This window comes from Bradyrhizobium genosp. SA-3 (assembly GCF_004212635.1).
Taxonomy (GTDB): domain Bacteria; phylum Pseudomonadota; class Alphaproteobacteria; order Rhizobiales; family Xanthobacteraceae; genus Bradyrhizobium.
In genome coordinates this window covers 1-14,744 of sequence record NZ_PSRT01000176.1, presented here as the reverse complement: position 1 = coordinate 14,744, position 14,744 = coordinate 1, and the positions used below count along the sequence as shown (strand labels likewise).

At 58.5% G+C, this 14,744-nt stretch carries 11 protein-coding genes and 7 pseudogenes; 11 read left to right on the top strand and 7 right to left on the bottom strand.

From position 1 onward, the window contains the following. Positions 1-878: 878 nt before the first annotated feature. A complete protein-coding gene (locus CWO91_RS37460; RefSeq protein WP_165405982.1) occupies positions 879-1,670 on the top strand; it encodes a CmcI family methyltransferase in 792 nt (263 codons plus the stop codon). A 741-nt stretch (positions 1,671-2,411) separates the two neighbouring features. Continuing rightward, positions 2,412-3,167, top strand: a pseudogene (locus CWO91_RS45685) (IS5 family transposase). A 120-nt stretch (positions 3,168-3,287) separates the two neighbouring features. On the opposite strand, the pseudogene CWO91_RS44775 reads toward CWO91_RS45685, so the two are convergent. Beyond that, positions 3,288-3,431: pseudogene (locus CWO91_RS44775) on the bottom strand (IS5/IS1182 family transposase); the annotation flags it as partial. 132 nt (positions 3,432-3,563) lie between these two features. Then, positions 3,564-3,746, bottom strand: a pseudogene (locus tag CWO91_RS44770) (IS1096 element passenger TnpR family protein); the annotation flags it as partial. A 1,305-nt stretch (positions 3,747-5,051) separates the two neighbouring features. Between CWO91_RS44770 and CWO91_RS37440 the strand changes: the two are divergent. Beyond that, positions 5,052-5,948, top strand: a complete 897-nt coding sequence (locus tag CWO91_RS37440; RefSeq protein WP_130220429.1) for a TauD/TfdA dioxygenase family protein — start codon at positions 5,052-5,054, stop codon at positions 5,946-5,948. Positions 5,949-5,964: 16 nt separating this feature from the next. Here the strand turns inward: CWO91_RS37440 and CWO91_RS37435 are convergent. Next, positions 5,965-6,263: pseudogene (locus CWO91_RS37435) on the bottom strand (helix-turn-helix domain-containing protein); the annotation flags it as partial. Positions 6,264-6,416: 153 nt separating this feature from the next. Between CWO91_RS37435 and CWO91_RS37430 the strand changes: the two are divergent. Beyond that, positions 6,417-6,563: a hypothetical protein gene (locus tag CWO91_RS37430; RefSeq protein WP_245471496.1), complete on the top strand. Its 147-nt coding sequence runs from the start codon at positions 6,417-6,419 to the stop codon at positions 6,561-6,563. Between the two features lie 428 nt (positions 6,564-6,991). On the opposite strand, the gene CWO91_RS37425 is transcribed toward CWO91_RS37430, so the two are convergent. Next, the gene (locus CWO91_RS37425) at positions 6,992-7,246 is read right to left on the bottom strand and encodes a hypothetical protein (protein WP_130220427.1); all 255 of its coding nucleotides are present in this window, start codon (positions 7,244-7,246) and stop codon (positions 6,992-6,994) included. A gap of 211 nt (positions 7,247-7,457) precedes the next feature. On the opposite strand from CWO91_RS37425, the gene CWO91_RS45680 reads away from it, so the two are divergent. From CWO91_RS45680 to CWO91_RS43865, 7 genes and pseudogenes are all read left to right on the top strand, one after another. After that, on the top strand, positions 7,458-7,685 hold the full coding sequence (locus tag CWO91_RS45680) for a transposase (protein ID WP_130220431.1): 228 nt from the start codon (positions 7,458-7,460) through the stop codon (positions 7,683-7,685). Positions 7,686-8,458: 773 nt separating this feature from the next. Next, complete coding sequence (locus CWO91_RS37415) at positions 8,459-8,857, top strand: hypothetical protein (protein ID WP_130220426.1); 399 nt, start codon at positions 8,459-8,461, stop codon at positions 8,855-8,857. 57 nt (positions 8,858-8,914) lie between these two features. After that, positions 8,915-9,265: pseudogene (locus tag CWO91_RS37410) on the top strand (nitronate monooxygenase); the annotation flags it as partial. Positions 9,266-9,801: 536 nt separating this feature from the next. Next, positions 9,802-10,173, top strand: a complete 372-nt coding sequence (locus CWO91_RS37405) for an acyl-CoA dehydrogenase family protein (protein WP_130220424.1) — start codon at positions 9,802-9,804, stop codon at positions 10,171-10,173. Next, positions 10,070-10,384, top strand: a complete 315-nt coding sequence (locus CWO91_RS45675) for an acyl-CoA dehydrogenase family protein (protein WP_130220423.1) — start codon at positions 10,070-10,072, stop codon at positions 10,382-10,384. Before CWO91_RS37405 ends, CWO91_RS45675 begins: the two co-directional genes overlap by 104 nt. Next, a complete protein-coding gene (locus tag CWO91_RS45670; protein ID WP_433995602.1) occupies positions 10,377-10,556 on the top strand; it encodes a hypothetical protein in 180 nt (59 codons plus the stop codon). The genes CWO91_RS45675 and CWO91_RS45670 overlap by 8 nt, the downstream gene beginning before the upstream one ends. A 707-nt stretch (positions 10,557-11,263) precedes the next feature. Continuing rightward, a pseudogene (locus CWO91_RS43865) lies at positions 11,264-12,358 on the top strand (IS30 family transposase); the annotation flags it as partial. A 59-nt stretch (positions 12,359-12,417) separates the two neighbouring features. Here CWO91_RS43865 and CWO91_RS44765 read toward each other — a convergent pair. From CWO91_RS44765 to CWO91_RS43860, 3 genes and pseudogenes are all read right to left on the bottom strand, one after another. Next, positions 12,418-12,726: pseudogene (locus CWO91_RS44765) on the bottom strand (DDE-type integrase/transposase/recombinase); the annotation flags it as partial. A 301-nt stretch (positions 12,727-13,027) separates the two neighbouring features. Continuing rightward, entirely contained in the window at positions 13,028-13,285 is a 258-nt protein-coding gene (locus CWO91_RS44760) for a helix-turn-helix domain-containing protein (RefSeq protein ID WP_245471495.1), read from the bottom strand. A 1,095-nt stretch (positions 13,286-14,380) separates the two neighbouring features. After that, positions 14,381-14,744, bottom strand: a 364-nt coding sequence (locus CWO91_RS43860; RefSeq protein WP_208753117.1) for a hypothetical protein, incomplete at its 5' end; no start/stop codon positions are given.

Here is a 14,744-nt window from a genome sequence, read left to right as displayed (position 1 = left end):
AGCTTGTCGGCAACCTCAAGGGCCGCATCCGACGGATCACCATCGTCGCGATGGCGCGCAAGCTGCTGATCGCACTCTGGCGCTACCTGGAAACCAGCGTGCTACCGACAGGTGCAGTTCTGAAGGTTAGAAGACGAGGCCAGACGCGACGAAAGGAACGTTCCGATCCAAGGTAGATGTGTGACCGTTTGCCATGACTGGCTGAAGACGCCGTTTTGTAGATGGGTCCCATTCTCCTTCCCCTTTGCCCTCGCAACGATGCATGAGGGACCTTGGTACGGACTCAATTCCGACCGGATATAAGTTGATGCGGCGAGTGTCGCATACCGTTGGGGGGACTCCGCCTTGGATCAAAAGCAAACTTGAGACAGGTCATTACACAAACAAACGGAGCCCCGAGTTCTGTGCGTCAAGTTCAGCAAAATTGATCATGGGGTCCGGCCGAGCCATCCCCTCGGAGCCGCCGTCGCTCGCTCGCGCGCTCATGCCTGGAACTCATCAAAGCCTGAAGGCACCTTGGCGGGGAGCCTGCGCGCGCGCGGCGCGCATCCCCGCAAGGGAGCCATGTCGGCCGTTGCGACAGCCAGACCGTGATCTCCCGAAACCGCCTTCGGCTTGATCCCAAATCGATTCAACCTAATCCCATCCCGCTTTAGAGGTCAGCATGAGAGGCATAGCCTTCAGCCTTCAGCTACGAAGTTTGTTGTACGATCTATGTCCGATTGACAACGCCGATGTCCCGAACTCGACTAAGCGCGCCGACCATTCCAACGGACATGCCGGCAGCTACGCGTTTCTCACTCTCGTTAGTCGATCGCCTTGCGAGTGGCACGCCGGTTGCTTGGATAAGGAGGCAGACGCAGAATGGAGATCGACCTATGAAACTCGCTTCCGGGTACAGGGCCTTTTGGGACGCCGCTCACAAGAACTACCCCGATCAAATGAGGCCCGGCGGGCTTATTGACCAGGCCTGGGAGCCGGGCTATGGTGGAATGTTTGACGCAATAAACAACGTCCTAAATGCTGATCATTCTGATCGCTTTGCAAAGCCATCCGATCGACCATGGATGTCGTCTATCTTTCCATGGATCGCTGACAAGCGCTCCACAACAGTCGGAGCTTTGGGGAAGACTTATAAAGGGCTGATACTTCTCAAGACTCCTTTTGATCTTGCTTTGTATCCAAGGCTCATTTGGGAGCTTCAACCGAGGACAATTCTAGAGCTCGGTTCATATCAGGGTGGTAGCGGACTGTGGTTTGCCGACAATATGTCGGTGCTTTGTGAAAAACCCGGTGAAGTTCACTCGTTTGATTTGCACACCAAATGTGTCCACGAGAATGCAAGAAAGCATCCATTGCTTACCTTTCATCAAGCTGACCTTTCTGACGTTTCCAACTTCGATGAGAACTTGCTGAAGAGGTTACCTCATCCGTGGCTTGTAATCGACGACGCGCACGTGCAAATATTCTCGATGTTTTCTTATCTGAACAATTTTCTGGTGTCAGGAGATTACTATGTAATTGAGGACAATCCTGCGGAAGTAAGTAAGGAAATTATCGATGGGTTCCAGCTGGTCGAGCAATCAGGATTCCTAATCGACACTTATTACACTGATGCGTTTGGAACCAACGTTACTTGCGCTCCAAATGCATGGCTTCGAAAGTCGTAAGCCTGGGTCTCGATAGAGCGTTGACCTTGGAACATATCATCTTGACCAATGCAGTGTGGCCTAGCTGGGTTGAAATTAAGTTGGCGTCCGTTTTTGATCGGGAAGCACGCTGTCAACCGTTAAGCGTGTAGGGTCACCCCCCGTAGCGGATGATGTTCGATTATTAGAGAATCTCCTGGGTGATTTGTCCCAGGAGCTCATGAGAGCGAACATGTCTGATAGCAAGTTATCGCGGCTGCAGCTGAGCGGCTTTCGGTTAGTCCCTGGCGGAGCTATCGCACCTAGTCTCGTGAGGAGGATCGCATCGGTGGAGAAACTTCGGGCCGGGGGCGAACGTGTCGGGCGATCGCGCGCGCTCATTGACTGGGTCGATCGCAGGTGTTTGCCTGGCGAATGGTCGCGCCGCTTTCCGAGCGAGCCCGACCGGCCAAGTTTACGCGCTTTGAAGCCGTGGCGGGTGAGACGGTGGAAATTTGTGATCGGCGATGTCGAGGTGCGTGTCGGCAGCAATGTGGCCTGAGCGGCTTGCTGCGGTGATCCGGGCGGTTGGGCAGACATGTCCCAGCGGGGTTTACGTGGCCAGCACGCCGGTCGACTTCCGCAATTATGCGGGGCGCATGATTATGCAGAGTTTGCGGTGGAGTTTCCTTCTTATCAAAGCCTAGGGCCGATCGACATTCAGGATTCCCAAGTTGTTTGATCGCTGATTCATAGAGTTCCGTGATTCGACACACGGAGCAGATGGTGGCGGCGAAGCGATATGAGCTGACCGAGGCGCAATGGGCGAGGATCGCACCATTTCTGCCGGGAAAGCTGGCGACCCGGGACGTACGGCTGCAGATAATCGTCTGTTCGTCAACGGATGTTTGTGGGTTTTGCGGTCGGGCGCACACTGGTGCGACCTGCCGGAGCGATACGGCAAGTGGAAAACGGTGCGTCAGCGCTTCAGCCGCTGGTGCCATGCTGGCGTCTGGGAGCGCGTGTTTGCTGCTCTGAGCGCTGATCGCGACAACCAGTATCTGATGATCGACAGCACCATCGTTCGCGCCCACCAGCAGGCGACGAGCGGAAAAGGGGGCCAAAGATCAGGCGCTGGGGCGTTCCCGAGTTGGACTGACCACAAAGATCCACATGCTGGCCGATGCGCTCGGCCGTCCGATCCGCTTCATCGTCACGGCTGGGCAGGTCAATGACATCACCCAGGCGCCCGCATTGCTCGATGGCCAGAGCGGCGATGCCATGCTCGCCGACAAAGCCTATGACAGCAACGCCCTGCGTGCGATCATCGCCGAAATCGGCGCAACGGCGGTGATCCCGTCAAACCGCACCCGCAGGATAATCATTCCGCACGACGCCGACGCCTATAAACAGCGCAATCGCATCGAGCGCTGCTTCTGCCAGCTCAAACACTTCCGACGCTTGGCAACCCGCTATGACAGGCGGACCGCCATTACCGGCTTCATCCATCTCGCAGCCGCAACGATCTGGATGCAATGAATGTCGATCGGTCCTAGACCGAGGCCGGTGAAATCTGACTCAGCATAATTCGAGGTTTCCTTCGCCGTCTTGATGGCAGCGAGAGGACGCCAACGATGGTCAAGCCAAGGCAAGGTTGCAGCCCTGTCCAATGAAGCACAACTTGGTCTCCTTGCCATTGCCCTTGCGGTAGAGCCTCGCATCGGGATCGGTGGTCGAAGCATGGGTGTCGTTCGAGCGTTTCTGGCCGTGGAAGTCTGCTTCGGCATTGCGCCCGCCAGCCGCTCCATCAGAAGCCGCTCGGAGCGGATCGAATAAAACGCCTGCAACAATATCGCCCGCTGAAGGGGCTCGGGATCGATGAGTCTCTCGACCTTTGATCGAGTGCTCTCGACCGTCCCCGAAGTCATAGAGGTATGTGAGCTTCTTTAGCCGAGCCTTGCGGGCATCAAAGAAATCGCGGACGCCCCCATCTGCATCCGGGTAAGGCGTGCTCCACCCGATGTGGCAGGCGCGCAACTCGTAGAAATGGCTGTTGGTCCAACCCATGGCCGCCTGGATGGTCAGGTGCAGGCGGTCGAGCTTGACGTCGAACGGCACATCGACCCGGCGCAGAACCACCGGTTTAACGTCATCGAGCGTAACGCGCCCCGTTACGCATTTAACCAAGTCGCCGCGGTAAAATGCATAATTTTCAGCGCGACCGCCCGGACCGAATGTGTCCTAAGGAAGTGATCGACCGGCTCCAGTCCCTGGGCATAGAAGCCGCCCTCGCGGGCATCAAGGCGTGTAGCGAGAAGCGCTCCGAGAAGCGGGACCAGCTTGACTTCGCGCTCCGGCAAGCCCGTTTCGAGGCGGCTCGGGTGCACCGACAGTACGACGTGACCTGATAACCGGCTTGTAGCCGAAGAGTTAGAGAGACCCTGGAACGAGCGGCTCATCGCAGGGCGAAGTCTTGAGACCGAGATCAACCAGCTCGACGCAAGGGCTGAGCTGCTTCTCACGAGTGTGGATCGGGAACGCCTCATGCAGTTGGGCGCGACGTGGCCGCGGCCTGGGAGACCCCGGAGCCACGCATGAGACGCGCAAAAAGATAATCCGGACCGTCATTGCAGAGATCGTCGTCGATACACTGGAGATGGTCGTTCACTGGCGGGGTGGCGACATACTCGCCTGACCGTGAGAAGAACCGCATTGTCCGAACGGACTGGTGCACGGAGGAGGATGTTGTCATTGAGCTTGTGCGAGCACTTGCGCGTCACATGCCAGACCAGACCATAGCGGCCGTTCTCAATCGCCTTGGTAAATCCACCAGCCACGGGCGCAGCTGGACCTGCGGCAGCATCTGCTCCTTACGTCATCAATGCGACATCGCCATTCATCGGCTAGGTGACGCGCCGAACGCCAAGAGGCGACGATCAATGAAGCAGCGACAGTTTTGTCGGTCAGCACGACCACGATACGGCATCTTATCTACGAGATACCGCCGGCGACCTAGCCATGCAGAGGAGCGCCATGGGCGGATTCGTTTCCGGAGCGCGCTTGCGCTCCGCGGGGGCCCGATTACATAATTCATGAGGAATTCACCAATTTTGCAAAGGCACCGCATTTTTAAGAACAGTTGAGTGGAAATATGTCTGAAGATCTTCCGTTGATCGACTACTGCTGTCCATTGCGTCTTCGCGATTTTATCATATTGAAAGAATGAGCTTGCGACCGAGCTCTTTGGCTACCCGGTTGCCATTGGTCAATGCGGCGACAGGCTCGCGCCAGATATCCTGATCCCTTTAGTGCTCCTGTCGCTACGTAGCCCCTCAGGCCCGATCTTTGCGCCTGGCACGACGCTTGCTTGAGATCATTTCGCTACGGAGAGGCCAAGAGATCACAAGCTTGGAGAATGCCACCATGAGTGAAACGGCTTTGATTGATGATGTCATTCCGCGTACCAGCGTCGTGAAACGCGCAGCGCGCATCGGTGCCGAAATTAGAGATATCAAACTCTCGGGCGATTTGCCGAGCCAGACGATCGCTGCTATCAACAGCTTGCTGCTGGAGCACAAGGTAATTTTTTTCCGCAACCAAGGCCATCTCGATGACGCCGAGCAGGAGCGGTTTGCCGCTCGTTTCGGAAAGCTGGTGCCGCATCCGATGCTCGGTGTTGCCAAGGGAATGCCGACGATCCTCGAGCTGGACTCCACCCGTGGCTTTGGTCGCGCCGATATGTGGCACGCTGATGGAACCTTCGCTGATGCCTATCCAAAGATTTTGGTCCTGCGAGCCGTTGTGATGCCACTGTTCGGCGGCGATACTGTTTGGTCGAACACAGCGGCCGCCTACCTCGATCTGCCGCCACCGCTACAACGACTTGCCGACCAGCTCTGGGCCGTTCACAGCAATGTATTCGATTACGCCGGAATGGCCCGTGTCCGCGAGGTCGACAAGAAGTATTTCGACGAGGTCTTCACCAGAACGACCTTTGAGACCGAGCATCCCGTCGTGCGCGTCCACCCCGAGACAAGTGAGCGGACACTAGTGCTCGGCGCCTTGGTGCAGCGTCTTGTCGGCGTCCCCAAATATGACGGTCAGAAGCTACTCGATCTATTCCAGTCTCATATCACCGCGCCCGAGAATACCGTACGCTGGAACTGGATGGAGGGCGATATCGCGATATGGGACAACCGCGCAACTTTGCATTATGCGGTCAACGACTATGGCGACCAGCATCGGGTCGTACGACGGGCCACAATCGATGGTGACGTGCCCGTCAGCGTCGACGGCCGGCGCAGTCTAACGCGCCTCTAGGTCAGCAAATAGCCGCCCATCGACATCGTCCAGCGCTCTCGAAGCTCCGTGAGTTACGCTCCGCTCCGGGACGCGGCTCTTCGCTCAGCGCCCGCTCCAGATTGCCTTCCACGAAAGCGTCGGTAGGTCCGGCACACGGTCGAGCCGCCCACACCGACGCTCCTGGCGATCTCCTCGTCGCTGGCACCTGCGTCACCGGCCAGCAAGATCTGCGCTCGCTTGAGCTTGCGGGAATGCATGCCTGCCGCCGCCGAGCAGCGCGCTGAGTTCCGTGCGCTCGATTTGGCTGAGGTCGACCCGATAGCGTACATTCATGCTGGCCTCCTTGATCGAAGCGAGCACCAACCAACAACTGAATCGGATGGCCGGCGTGAGTCCTTCAAAAACCTTCATGCATAAGTAGGGAAGTATCCGGCCTTTATCCATCTCTACACCCGGCTGCACCGCAGATCACCGGCCGAAACCGACATGCAGGAATATTTCCGCGTCAGCCCGCCTTCGGTTCACCAAGTGGTGCTGGCGCTGAAACGGCCGGCCTCATCAAAAGACAGCCCAAGGACACCCCGCAGCATCGAGGTCCTCATCGATCCCAAATACCTGCTGGAGCTCGTCTGACCGCCGCACGACGCAACCATCGTAATCACTGTGCAGGGCCACTAATACCAATCCAGAGTTTTTGGCTCGTCGAATTTGGCCTGATTTGGCTGAGGGCGTTTGATAAGGGCGCGCCATATTTGTGCGGACTCTTTTCGGTTGTGAACATCCATTCGACGCGGTCGCGTTCCGCATTGCGCTGTTTCTCTCAGGCGGGGGTCTTGACGACGAGGCGAGCGAAGCTCTCCATGCGCCGGTCGAGGCATTGGCGGTCGAGGACGCGCTCTCGATCTCGACGAGATTGAACCGACTGGCGGGCTTTCGGACGTAGTGGAACTCCAACCGGTAACAGCACCTGTCGGCCGGAAAGGCCTGGTATTTGAGCCCGGTCGAATTGGTTGAGAGATTGTCGAGCACGCGGATGCGCTCGGCTATGACGGGATACGCATTCAAGCTGTAAAGTCTTCTGTGGCCCTTCGCTCCGTCACCGTTACCTTGCGCCCGGCGCGATGCGAGTTGAGGAAGACGAACAGGTTTGCGGTGTCATTGCGCCGACACTCGCAGTCGCAACGTTCGATCTCTCCCGGCGCGCCGGCGATCGGCTGGCGCACTTCGCCGACGAGTACGTGGGTTTCTCCAGCGGGCCAATTGGCGATGCAGCGGGTTTGGGCAATGCATATTATTTCACTGGCCTTCCACCACATCGGTTTAGTGCGTCGGCGAGGAGATTTATGAAGTGGTAAGCGCGCGTTCACCGCCGTCGTTCTGATCGCATCACATCAGACGTACACTGAACTAGACTACGTCCAACTTGGGCATATGATCAAGCATTGACACAAGCCGATCCAAGAAGATCGCGAATACCGCCCGTCAAACGTAAAGTGAAGGGGAGCGCTTACGCGTGGACGTCACAGCCTGTCATTGTTCAATGGCCTTCACGGCGAGCAATGCGTTCTGCCGATTCATGTCAACAATACCGAGCGGTGCGGTCGTTCTGCCGCCTGGGCAAGGCCGCCGAGCGCCGCGAAGTTGTGCTCATCTGCGCCTCTCGTCCGCCACATCCGACGGCGCTGGCCCACGACGCGCATCACCTTCCGCGGCGACAGCCATTACGATTTTTCCGCGGCCATGGAGTTCTTTTAAAAAGAAAGCCTCGAATTACATCTCTCCGGCAACAAGGAAGCGCGAGAATGCCACGGTGCAGTTCGCACTGACAAGCGATTGAAAGTAAGGCCGTGGTGCGGGACTAGATCCGCCATGCGGTAGGCTCATGGCACCGCGAGCGCCGCGTCATTGCCAACTTCGAGGCGACCGTGCATGGGCTCGATATCCGCTATGTCATTACCAGCCAGAGCGCCGGCCCGGCTAAATTGGATCTACGACAGCCTCTATTGCGCACGCGGAAGCCGAGAACTTGAGGCGGCGCAAGAGCCCAACTGGCTTCCCACCGTACCGGCTGTTGCTCGGTTATTCCCAACCCGGTCCAACTCGTCTTCCACACGGCCGCCTGTTGGCGTCTCGTACTCCATCGTGCGCGATCACATCCCGAATCCCCGCGATCTCGCCACCGCCATCGGGCGAGTTAGTAACCATCGGGCTCAGACGTTGCGAAATAGGCCACGCCTCGTACAGACAACAAGTCGGGTTCGCATCGCCGTCATCGCAACCTGTTCCGAGGCTGGCCTATTCCTAGCCTGCTCGGCACACTCTTCTCTCGGCCGCTGTGACCGAAGGCGCACGAGAGCTCCTTCGTTCAGATCGTTTGCGCGGTCAACCTACCGACGTTGGTAATTGATCCGAATGACAGACGCATGGCCATTATTGCTTGATGAATTTTAGGCCGATCACTGATGAAGCCGCATGATCAAATTTCACCTACAAATAGTTCGCGCAATTGATTCTCGCGAACGCCTCTTATGGATGCGCTGAAATCGCCGCCTACAGAAATGCTAAGCGCTCAGGACTGCTCCGACCGCGACGTCCCTTACTCATACAAGCATATGACGGGCTCTCGGATGAGATTGCTACGCGCAGGCTTCAAAGTATGGTTTTCACCACAGCCAACTACTTCCATCTTCACCCGCATCTTCAGCATGGTCTTGCTCAGCAGGATCGAGCGGCCGCACCGCCCGAGCCTTATTATCCGCAAGCCACGGGTCAAGGATGATCTTTCCTGTCTTTTGGAGATCGTGATCACCAGCGTAGGATCGCCGGCTGCAGCGACCGGCCCACTGCACGAAGTCGGTTGTCTCGTGTTCGCCGATATCGCCTCGCTGCGGCATGCGGAGAAGCCCATCGAAGCCGTTGACGGCTGATTCTACTTACCGCGGGCTAGAGGCCACGTCTGTTAGGTCAATCGGTTTGCTTTTGTTCGGGCGGTTCGAGCCATGTTCGATGGCCCAATCGTCCTCGCGGGCGGTATCACCTATGGCGGCTCACTTGCGGTGCGTTTGCTTGGGTGCGAGCTCGCCTACATGGGTACCTGCTTCATTGCCATGCGGGAGAGCATGGCGACCAATGCTTATAGTCAGATGCTGGTCGATAGCACGCTTGACGACATGCTTGGCACTCGATGCCAACATGTTTCGGCCTCCTTAGCTGCTGGTCTGGGCTGGTCAAAACTCGACGCGTCCGTATCCGAGGCGCAAGCGAAGCACAATTTTTGCGACAAGAAAGCCGACGCAGGACCACAGCTACTGAATCGAAGTCTGGAGCGCTGCTAAGTCCGTTTCAGGCGTACCCTCGATTATGGGGCCACCGAGCTGAGCGAGAAGCTCGGCCGAGAGTACAAAGCGGCGCTGACGAAGTACGGCCTGTAACAGGCGCGGTTTGCGCGGCTGCTACGCGTTCATCGACAATCTGGCAATGCAAATGGGAAACGACATGTACGAGTTCAAGGAAGAGACTAGGGCGCTCGTCGAGTTGGTTCGGAAGATCGTCAAGGACCGCCAGGCGCCGCTCGAGACGCGAATACTTCGAGGTAAGAAGTTGAGCCGGGCGGACTATGAGCCGGTCGTGAAGCGGCCCGTAAGGCTGGTCTGTGGGGGTTCAGGCTGCAGCCCGAACTTGGCGGTGCGCACCTCTCCGTGGTCGATCAACTCGCCATCATCGAAGAAAAGTTCAAATGCCTTGCACCGATCTTCTTCGGGGCGAGATTACCTCCGCCATGTTCCATCGGCATGGCGAGCAGAAGGCTCGTTATCTTGACCCTGTCTATCTGACGCCAAGAGGTATTGCTTTGCGCTAACCGCGCCCGGCGGTGGTGCCGGTCCGGTTTCGCGCCGTTTCCACCCATGCGAAGCGGGACGGCGACAGCTGGATCATCAACGCCTCGAAAGTTTTGATCAGCTACTTCGAGGGTGCCGATGGTGTGGTCGTTTTCGTCCGCACCGCGAGCGAGAAAGGTGCTAAGGGTATTTCGATGTTCGCCGCAGAAAGGGACAACCCAGGCCTCATCGCACGTCCGCTGCCGATGCTGGGCGGGATCAAGACGCATCAGCTAACCTTTGACAATTGCAGGGTCGACGATGTTGGGCTCATGGGGAAAAAACCGGATTCAGAGCTGCGCAACAGGTGCGGTTCGACGTCGACGGGCAGGCGCTCGGCGTTTCTCAGCGCTGCTACGAAGTGACGCCAAGCAGCGCATAGTCTTCGAAGGTCCGCTCAGCGATAAGCAATCGGTTCAGTCGATGATCGTCTACTCATGGATAGAAATTCAACGGAGCCGACTCATGATGTATGCCTGCGCACAGAAAGATGATCGCGGCGAGGGTGCGCGCGTCGAAGCAGGAATAGTCAAGATGACGGCGACGGCAACCGAATTGGTCGGCCCGCATCATTAATCGCACAATGCAGATCCACGGCGCCGCTGGCTGCACTGAAAGTCGGCTTGCGCACTGGTGCGACCAGCAGCGCTTGGCGCGCATCTACGAAGGACCTCTCCGAAGTCCACAAGTATCGCGCGCTCGCGCGTCGTTTATTGGCGTGAGCGCTACTCCTCACTACATGAAGTAATCCCTTCCACAGGAACTTGAAAGTGATCGAGATGCGCGCAGGTTGAGCAATCGGTCGGTTCTGTATCGATTGCATTCGTCGCGAATCGTACCGCGAGTTATCCTCTTCGCGATCACGCTGCGCAGGCCCCCGAACGGAGGCCGGCATATGAAGTTACACGACTATTCAAGGAACTACGCATATATGCCAGCGCACGTCCCCACCATGAAGCGGATCTATGCCCGGAGCAACATTTACTGCTATGGGATAGGCTTCGGCGTCATTCTTACGAGGTCGCAAGGCATGGACATCATGAATCTGACCGCAACCTAATCCGAAAATTCCCGCACCGGTCCTGAACCCGGCGGGTAAGCTCCATCCATGGGCCTCGCCATCGTTGCGGAGCGTTTTCGGTAGGCCGCGCTGTGAGCTGCGGAAGCGCAACGGGATCGGTGACCAACAGCTGCGTTGGTCCTGCATTACGGTGTCGACTTGAATCGCGCTGGGCTTTGTCCATGACGTCGCACACGCCTCGCTTTTTCGGAATTGTGCATCTCGAACGTGGGCTGCCGCCCAGCGCCACGGCGCCGATGCCGTTGCATGGCTCGATACTAAAATTCGCGATCGGGCTGCACCCCTGGAATGAGACACGATGATTTCTGTGACAGCGCGGCTGCCACAATGCATTACAGTGGCTTGTTTTGTGCGAAGGCGGCTTAGGCCATTCCATCCGGGAGATTGGGCGCCGCCTCGGTCGACCCGCCGCGACAATCTCGAGAGAACTGCGGCGCAATGCAGCCACCCGCAGCGGCGGGTTGGAGTATCGGGCGACGACTGCCCAGTGGCATGCGGATCGATCGGCTCGTCGGCCTAAACTGACGAAGCTTGCGCTCAACACAACCTTGCGCAATTATGTGGAGGGAGACTTGCCGGCTCGTCGTGGCCCCGAGCGGCGCTCGCGTTCGTCGTCCCGCGGTTCCCTGGAAGAGTCGCCGGCATGGCCCGCGAAAGGATCGGCGATGGGGCCAAGTCCTGGAGCCCTGAGCAGATTGCCCGTCGCCTGCCGATTGACTTCCCGGACGACAAGACGATGCGCATCAGCCACGAAGCCATCTATCAGTCCCTCTTCGTTCAGAGCCGGGGAGCGTTGCGCCGCGAGCTGACGGCCTGCTTGCGAACAGGACGCGTGTTGCGGATGCCCAGGGCGCGCGTACGTGGACGAGGCAACAGCTTTGTATCGCCGGAGATCATGATCGGTCAACGCCCTGCCGAAGCAGCCGATCGAGTGGTGCTGGGACATTGGGAGGGAGACCTCATTCTGGGCCTTGGCAGCTCGGCAATCGGCACATTGGTCGAACGCACGACCCGCTTCACGATGCTGCTGCATCTTCCGCGCCTTGCAGGGCACGGCGAAGCGCCGCGTATGAAAAACGGGCCTGCACTGGCGGGACACGGGGCCGAAGCCGTGCGTGACGCGATTACGCGCACCATCATAACCCTTGCCCGAAGAGCTGCGCCGCTCGCTGACCTGGGATCAGGGAGCCGAAATGGCTCAGCACGATCGTCTGAAGATCGATGCGGGTGTCCAAGTCTACTTCTGCGACCCGCAAAGCCCATGGCAGCGTGGTACTAACGAGAACACCAACGGGTTGCTACGTCAGTACTTTCCGAAAGGGACAGACCTGAGCATCCACAGCGCTGACGAAATCGCTGCCGTGGCCGCAGCCCTCAACGCTCGACCGAGAAAGACTCTGGGCTGGAAAACGCCGGCAGAAGCGCTTGACGAGTTGTTGCCGTGCGTGAACACAGTCGGTGTCGCGACGACCGCTTCAATCCGCCTTGCACCCCTCGGAGTGATGGGTAGGCTGCCGGGTTGCGGCTTGCGCACATTGAGGGCCGTGTTCAGGGCGGCGATGGCGAGCGAGGCGTCGAGCGTGTCTTCAAAGGCCAAGCCCACGGCCTTGCACGAGAAGGCGTCGAGAATGACGGCAAGATAGGCGAAGGCTCTGGCGAGATGCACATAGGTGATGTCGGCGCCCCAAATTTGATCGGGCGCTGACGGCACCAGGCCCCGTACCAGAGTGGCGACGATGAGAAAGGCCGACGGCCGGTCGGCAGGCGGCTTCAGGAACGGCGCCTTGCGCTGAGCCAGCAGATTGTCCTCGCATAAGCCGCTGAACTTTCTTGGCATTCACCACCAGTCCCTGACGCCTGAGGGTCGCTGTCACTCGCCTGTAGCCATAGAAGCGATGCTTCAGGCACATGTGCTGGATCAGATCGCGCAGTTCGCAATCACCCGCTTGCCTGCTGCGTCCGGCAAGGTGCCGGTAATACGTCGCGCGCGGCAGGCCCGCGAGGCAGCACAGGCGCTGCACGTCGGCGTGAGAACTCTCCAGTCTCATGGGTTTAAGGACTTCGATGATGCGAATACGGGTTTAACTTGCGTTGCCGGCCGCTCCAATGCGCGCAAGGCTTTGCGAAAAAATCAAGGTCTAATTGCTGGGGCCCACCAACCGCTCGAGCTCGGCGATGCGCGCCTGCGCCTTGGCGAGCGCAGAGCGCTTGTCGTCCTCGACTAACGGCTTGAGCTTGCGGGGGCCGGGCTTCGGACCACGCTTGCGGTTCAATCCCTCCGGCCCATGGGCCTTCCAGGCCTTAATCCAGTCATGCAGAAGCTTGCGCGATACTCCAAGCTTGCGGGCCGCAGGCAGAACGCCTTCGCCTTCTTCGGCTCGCTTGATCGCCTTCAACTTAAAAGACGTCGGAAACCGACGGATCTTCCCTCTTGCTGCCACAGGTTATCCTCGAAATGCCTGTCGCAGAAATTATCTGTGTCTCATTCCAGGGGTGCAGTCCACGATCCACTTTCCAACTGTATCGGTAAAGCCTCGTAGGAGTTTGGGTTGAAAAAGTCCTTCGCGGCGATCCAGCGCTCGAGCCGGCCTTCATCGGAGCTGCCTGGCACCTGGTGAAGCGAGGCGCCGACACGATAAGTTCGACGAGCCGCTCCTCTATCCGGCATCAGCTCGCTGTTGCTGCATCGGTGAACGTGTCCGTGTCGATGTCGAGCTTGCTCCCGTTGTCCGCGTTGCGTCGCCAGCTGCCGCCGCCCGCCGGGATTGCTGTCCTGACCTACGCTCGAGGCATTGCGACGAAGATCTGCTCGGGGTCGATGATCCGGTCGAGCGGGTGAGGATCGCGATTGGCGCCATCGAAGGTGGCAGGTTCCGGCAGGACGAGCTGAAGCGCCCGGTGCCCCGTTCGACGTCGCCGCGATCGAGACGGACGTCGCCGCCTGCATCGCGCGACTCTGCGTCGCGCATCCAGAAAGCGCCGTACTTCTCTTCGAATGCGCTGATTTCCCGATCGTCGCGCTGGCGATCCGTCGTGTCGCGAAGTGGCCCGTGTACGATATCACGAATCTCTGCCGGACGACGGTGGCGTCCATCTCCTGAGAGCCGAGCCGACCGAAAAAAGGACGAGTGATTTCAGCGGGTCGTGAATCCTTCGGATTTGTGAAGCTAGGAGAGCACCATGACATGGATTGACATCACTCGTGCCCAGTATCTGCGAAGAGTACATTATGCAAGTGACATGACCGATGCCCGACGCGAGCCACCACACCGGCGATCACAATTTCCACCATCTCGCCGGCCACGACTTCAAAGCGCGCGAAATCGCCGGAGATTCCCTGATAGTCGAACATCATCCCGTATGTGGGGTGAGCTACCACGCTTACGGCGGCTGCTCACGGGTTTGACCTGAGCTCGGCCAGCGCTCGGCCAAGCCGACCGACGCGTCCTTGGCTTGCGCGAGATCAATCACAACTGCCGGCCTTTGCCAAATCAACTATAGAAATCGACATTGGCCGCGATCAGCCGGACGATCAGGCCCCGGCGATTGCTGGGCAGAGTTTGAGTGGCCTCAAATGCTCGGACAAAATGCCAGCCCTTCATGCTGTCACTTTCAATACTGCATGGCGGTGTGCGTGACCAACTTAGGTGCGGCATTGCCATTTCTCGGGAACCCTGCCGTCGGATGATCAGCAAGGTCGCACCTTGCGCGGTCGCGCTTTGGCATTTCGCGGCGTCTACCGGTGAACGAGGCCGCTTAGCGCTCACGCCCCGCGCGCCAATCCACCAAGCCATCTTGGCAATGGCGCCAACCCCACGAAACGGCTCGGGGGTGCGTTGCTGAGACTGCCAAGGC

Coding starts and splice junctions, on each gene's coding strand:
- CWO91_RS37430 (WP_245471496.1), top strand. CDS start 6,417: ATGCAGGAATATTTCCGCGTCAGCCCGCCTTCGGTTCACCAAGTGGTG.
- CWO91_RS37425 (WP_130220427.1), bottom strand. CDS start 7,246: ATGTGGTGGAAGGCCAGTGAAATAATATGCATTGCCCAAACCCGCTGC.
- CWO91_RS37415 (WP_130220426.1), top strand. CDS start 8,459: ATGGATGCGCTGAAATCGCCGCCTACAGAAATGCTAAGCGCTCAGGAC.
- CWO91_RS37460 (WP_165405982.1), top strand. CDS start 879: ATGAAACTCGCTTCCGGGTACAGGGCCTTTTGGGACGCCGCTCACAAG.
- CWO91_RS45675 (WP_130220423.1), top strand. CDS start 10,070: ATGTTGGGCTCATGGGGAAAAAACCGGATTCAGAGCTGCGCAACAGGT.
- CWO91_RS37440 (WP_130220429.1), top strand. CDS start 5,052: ATGAGTGAAACGGCTTTGATTGATGATGTCATTCCGCGTACCAGCGTC.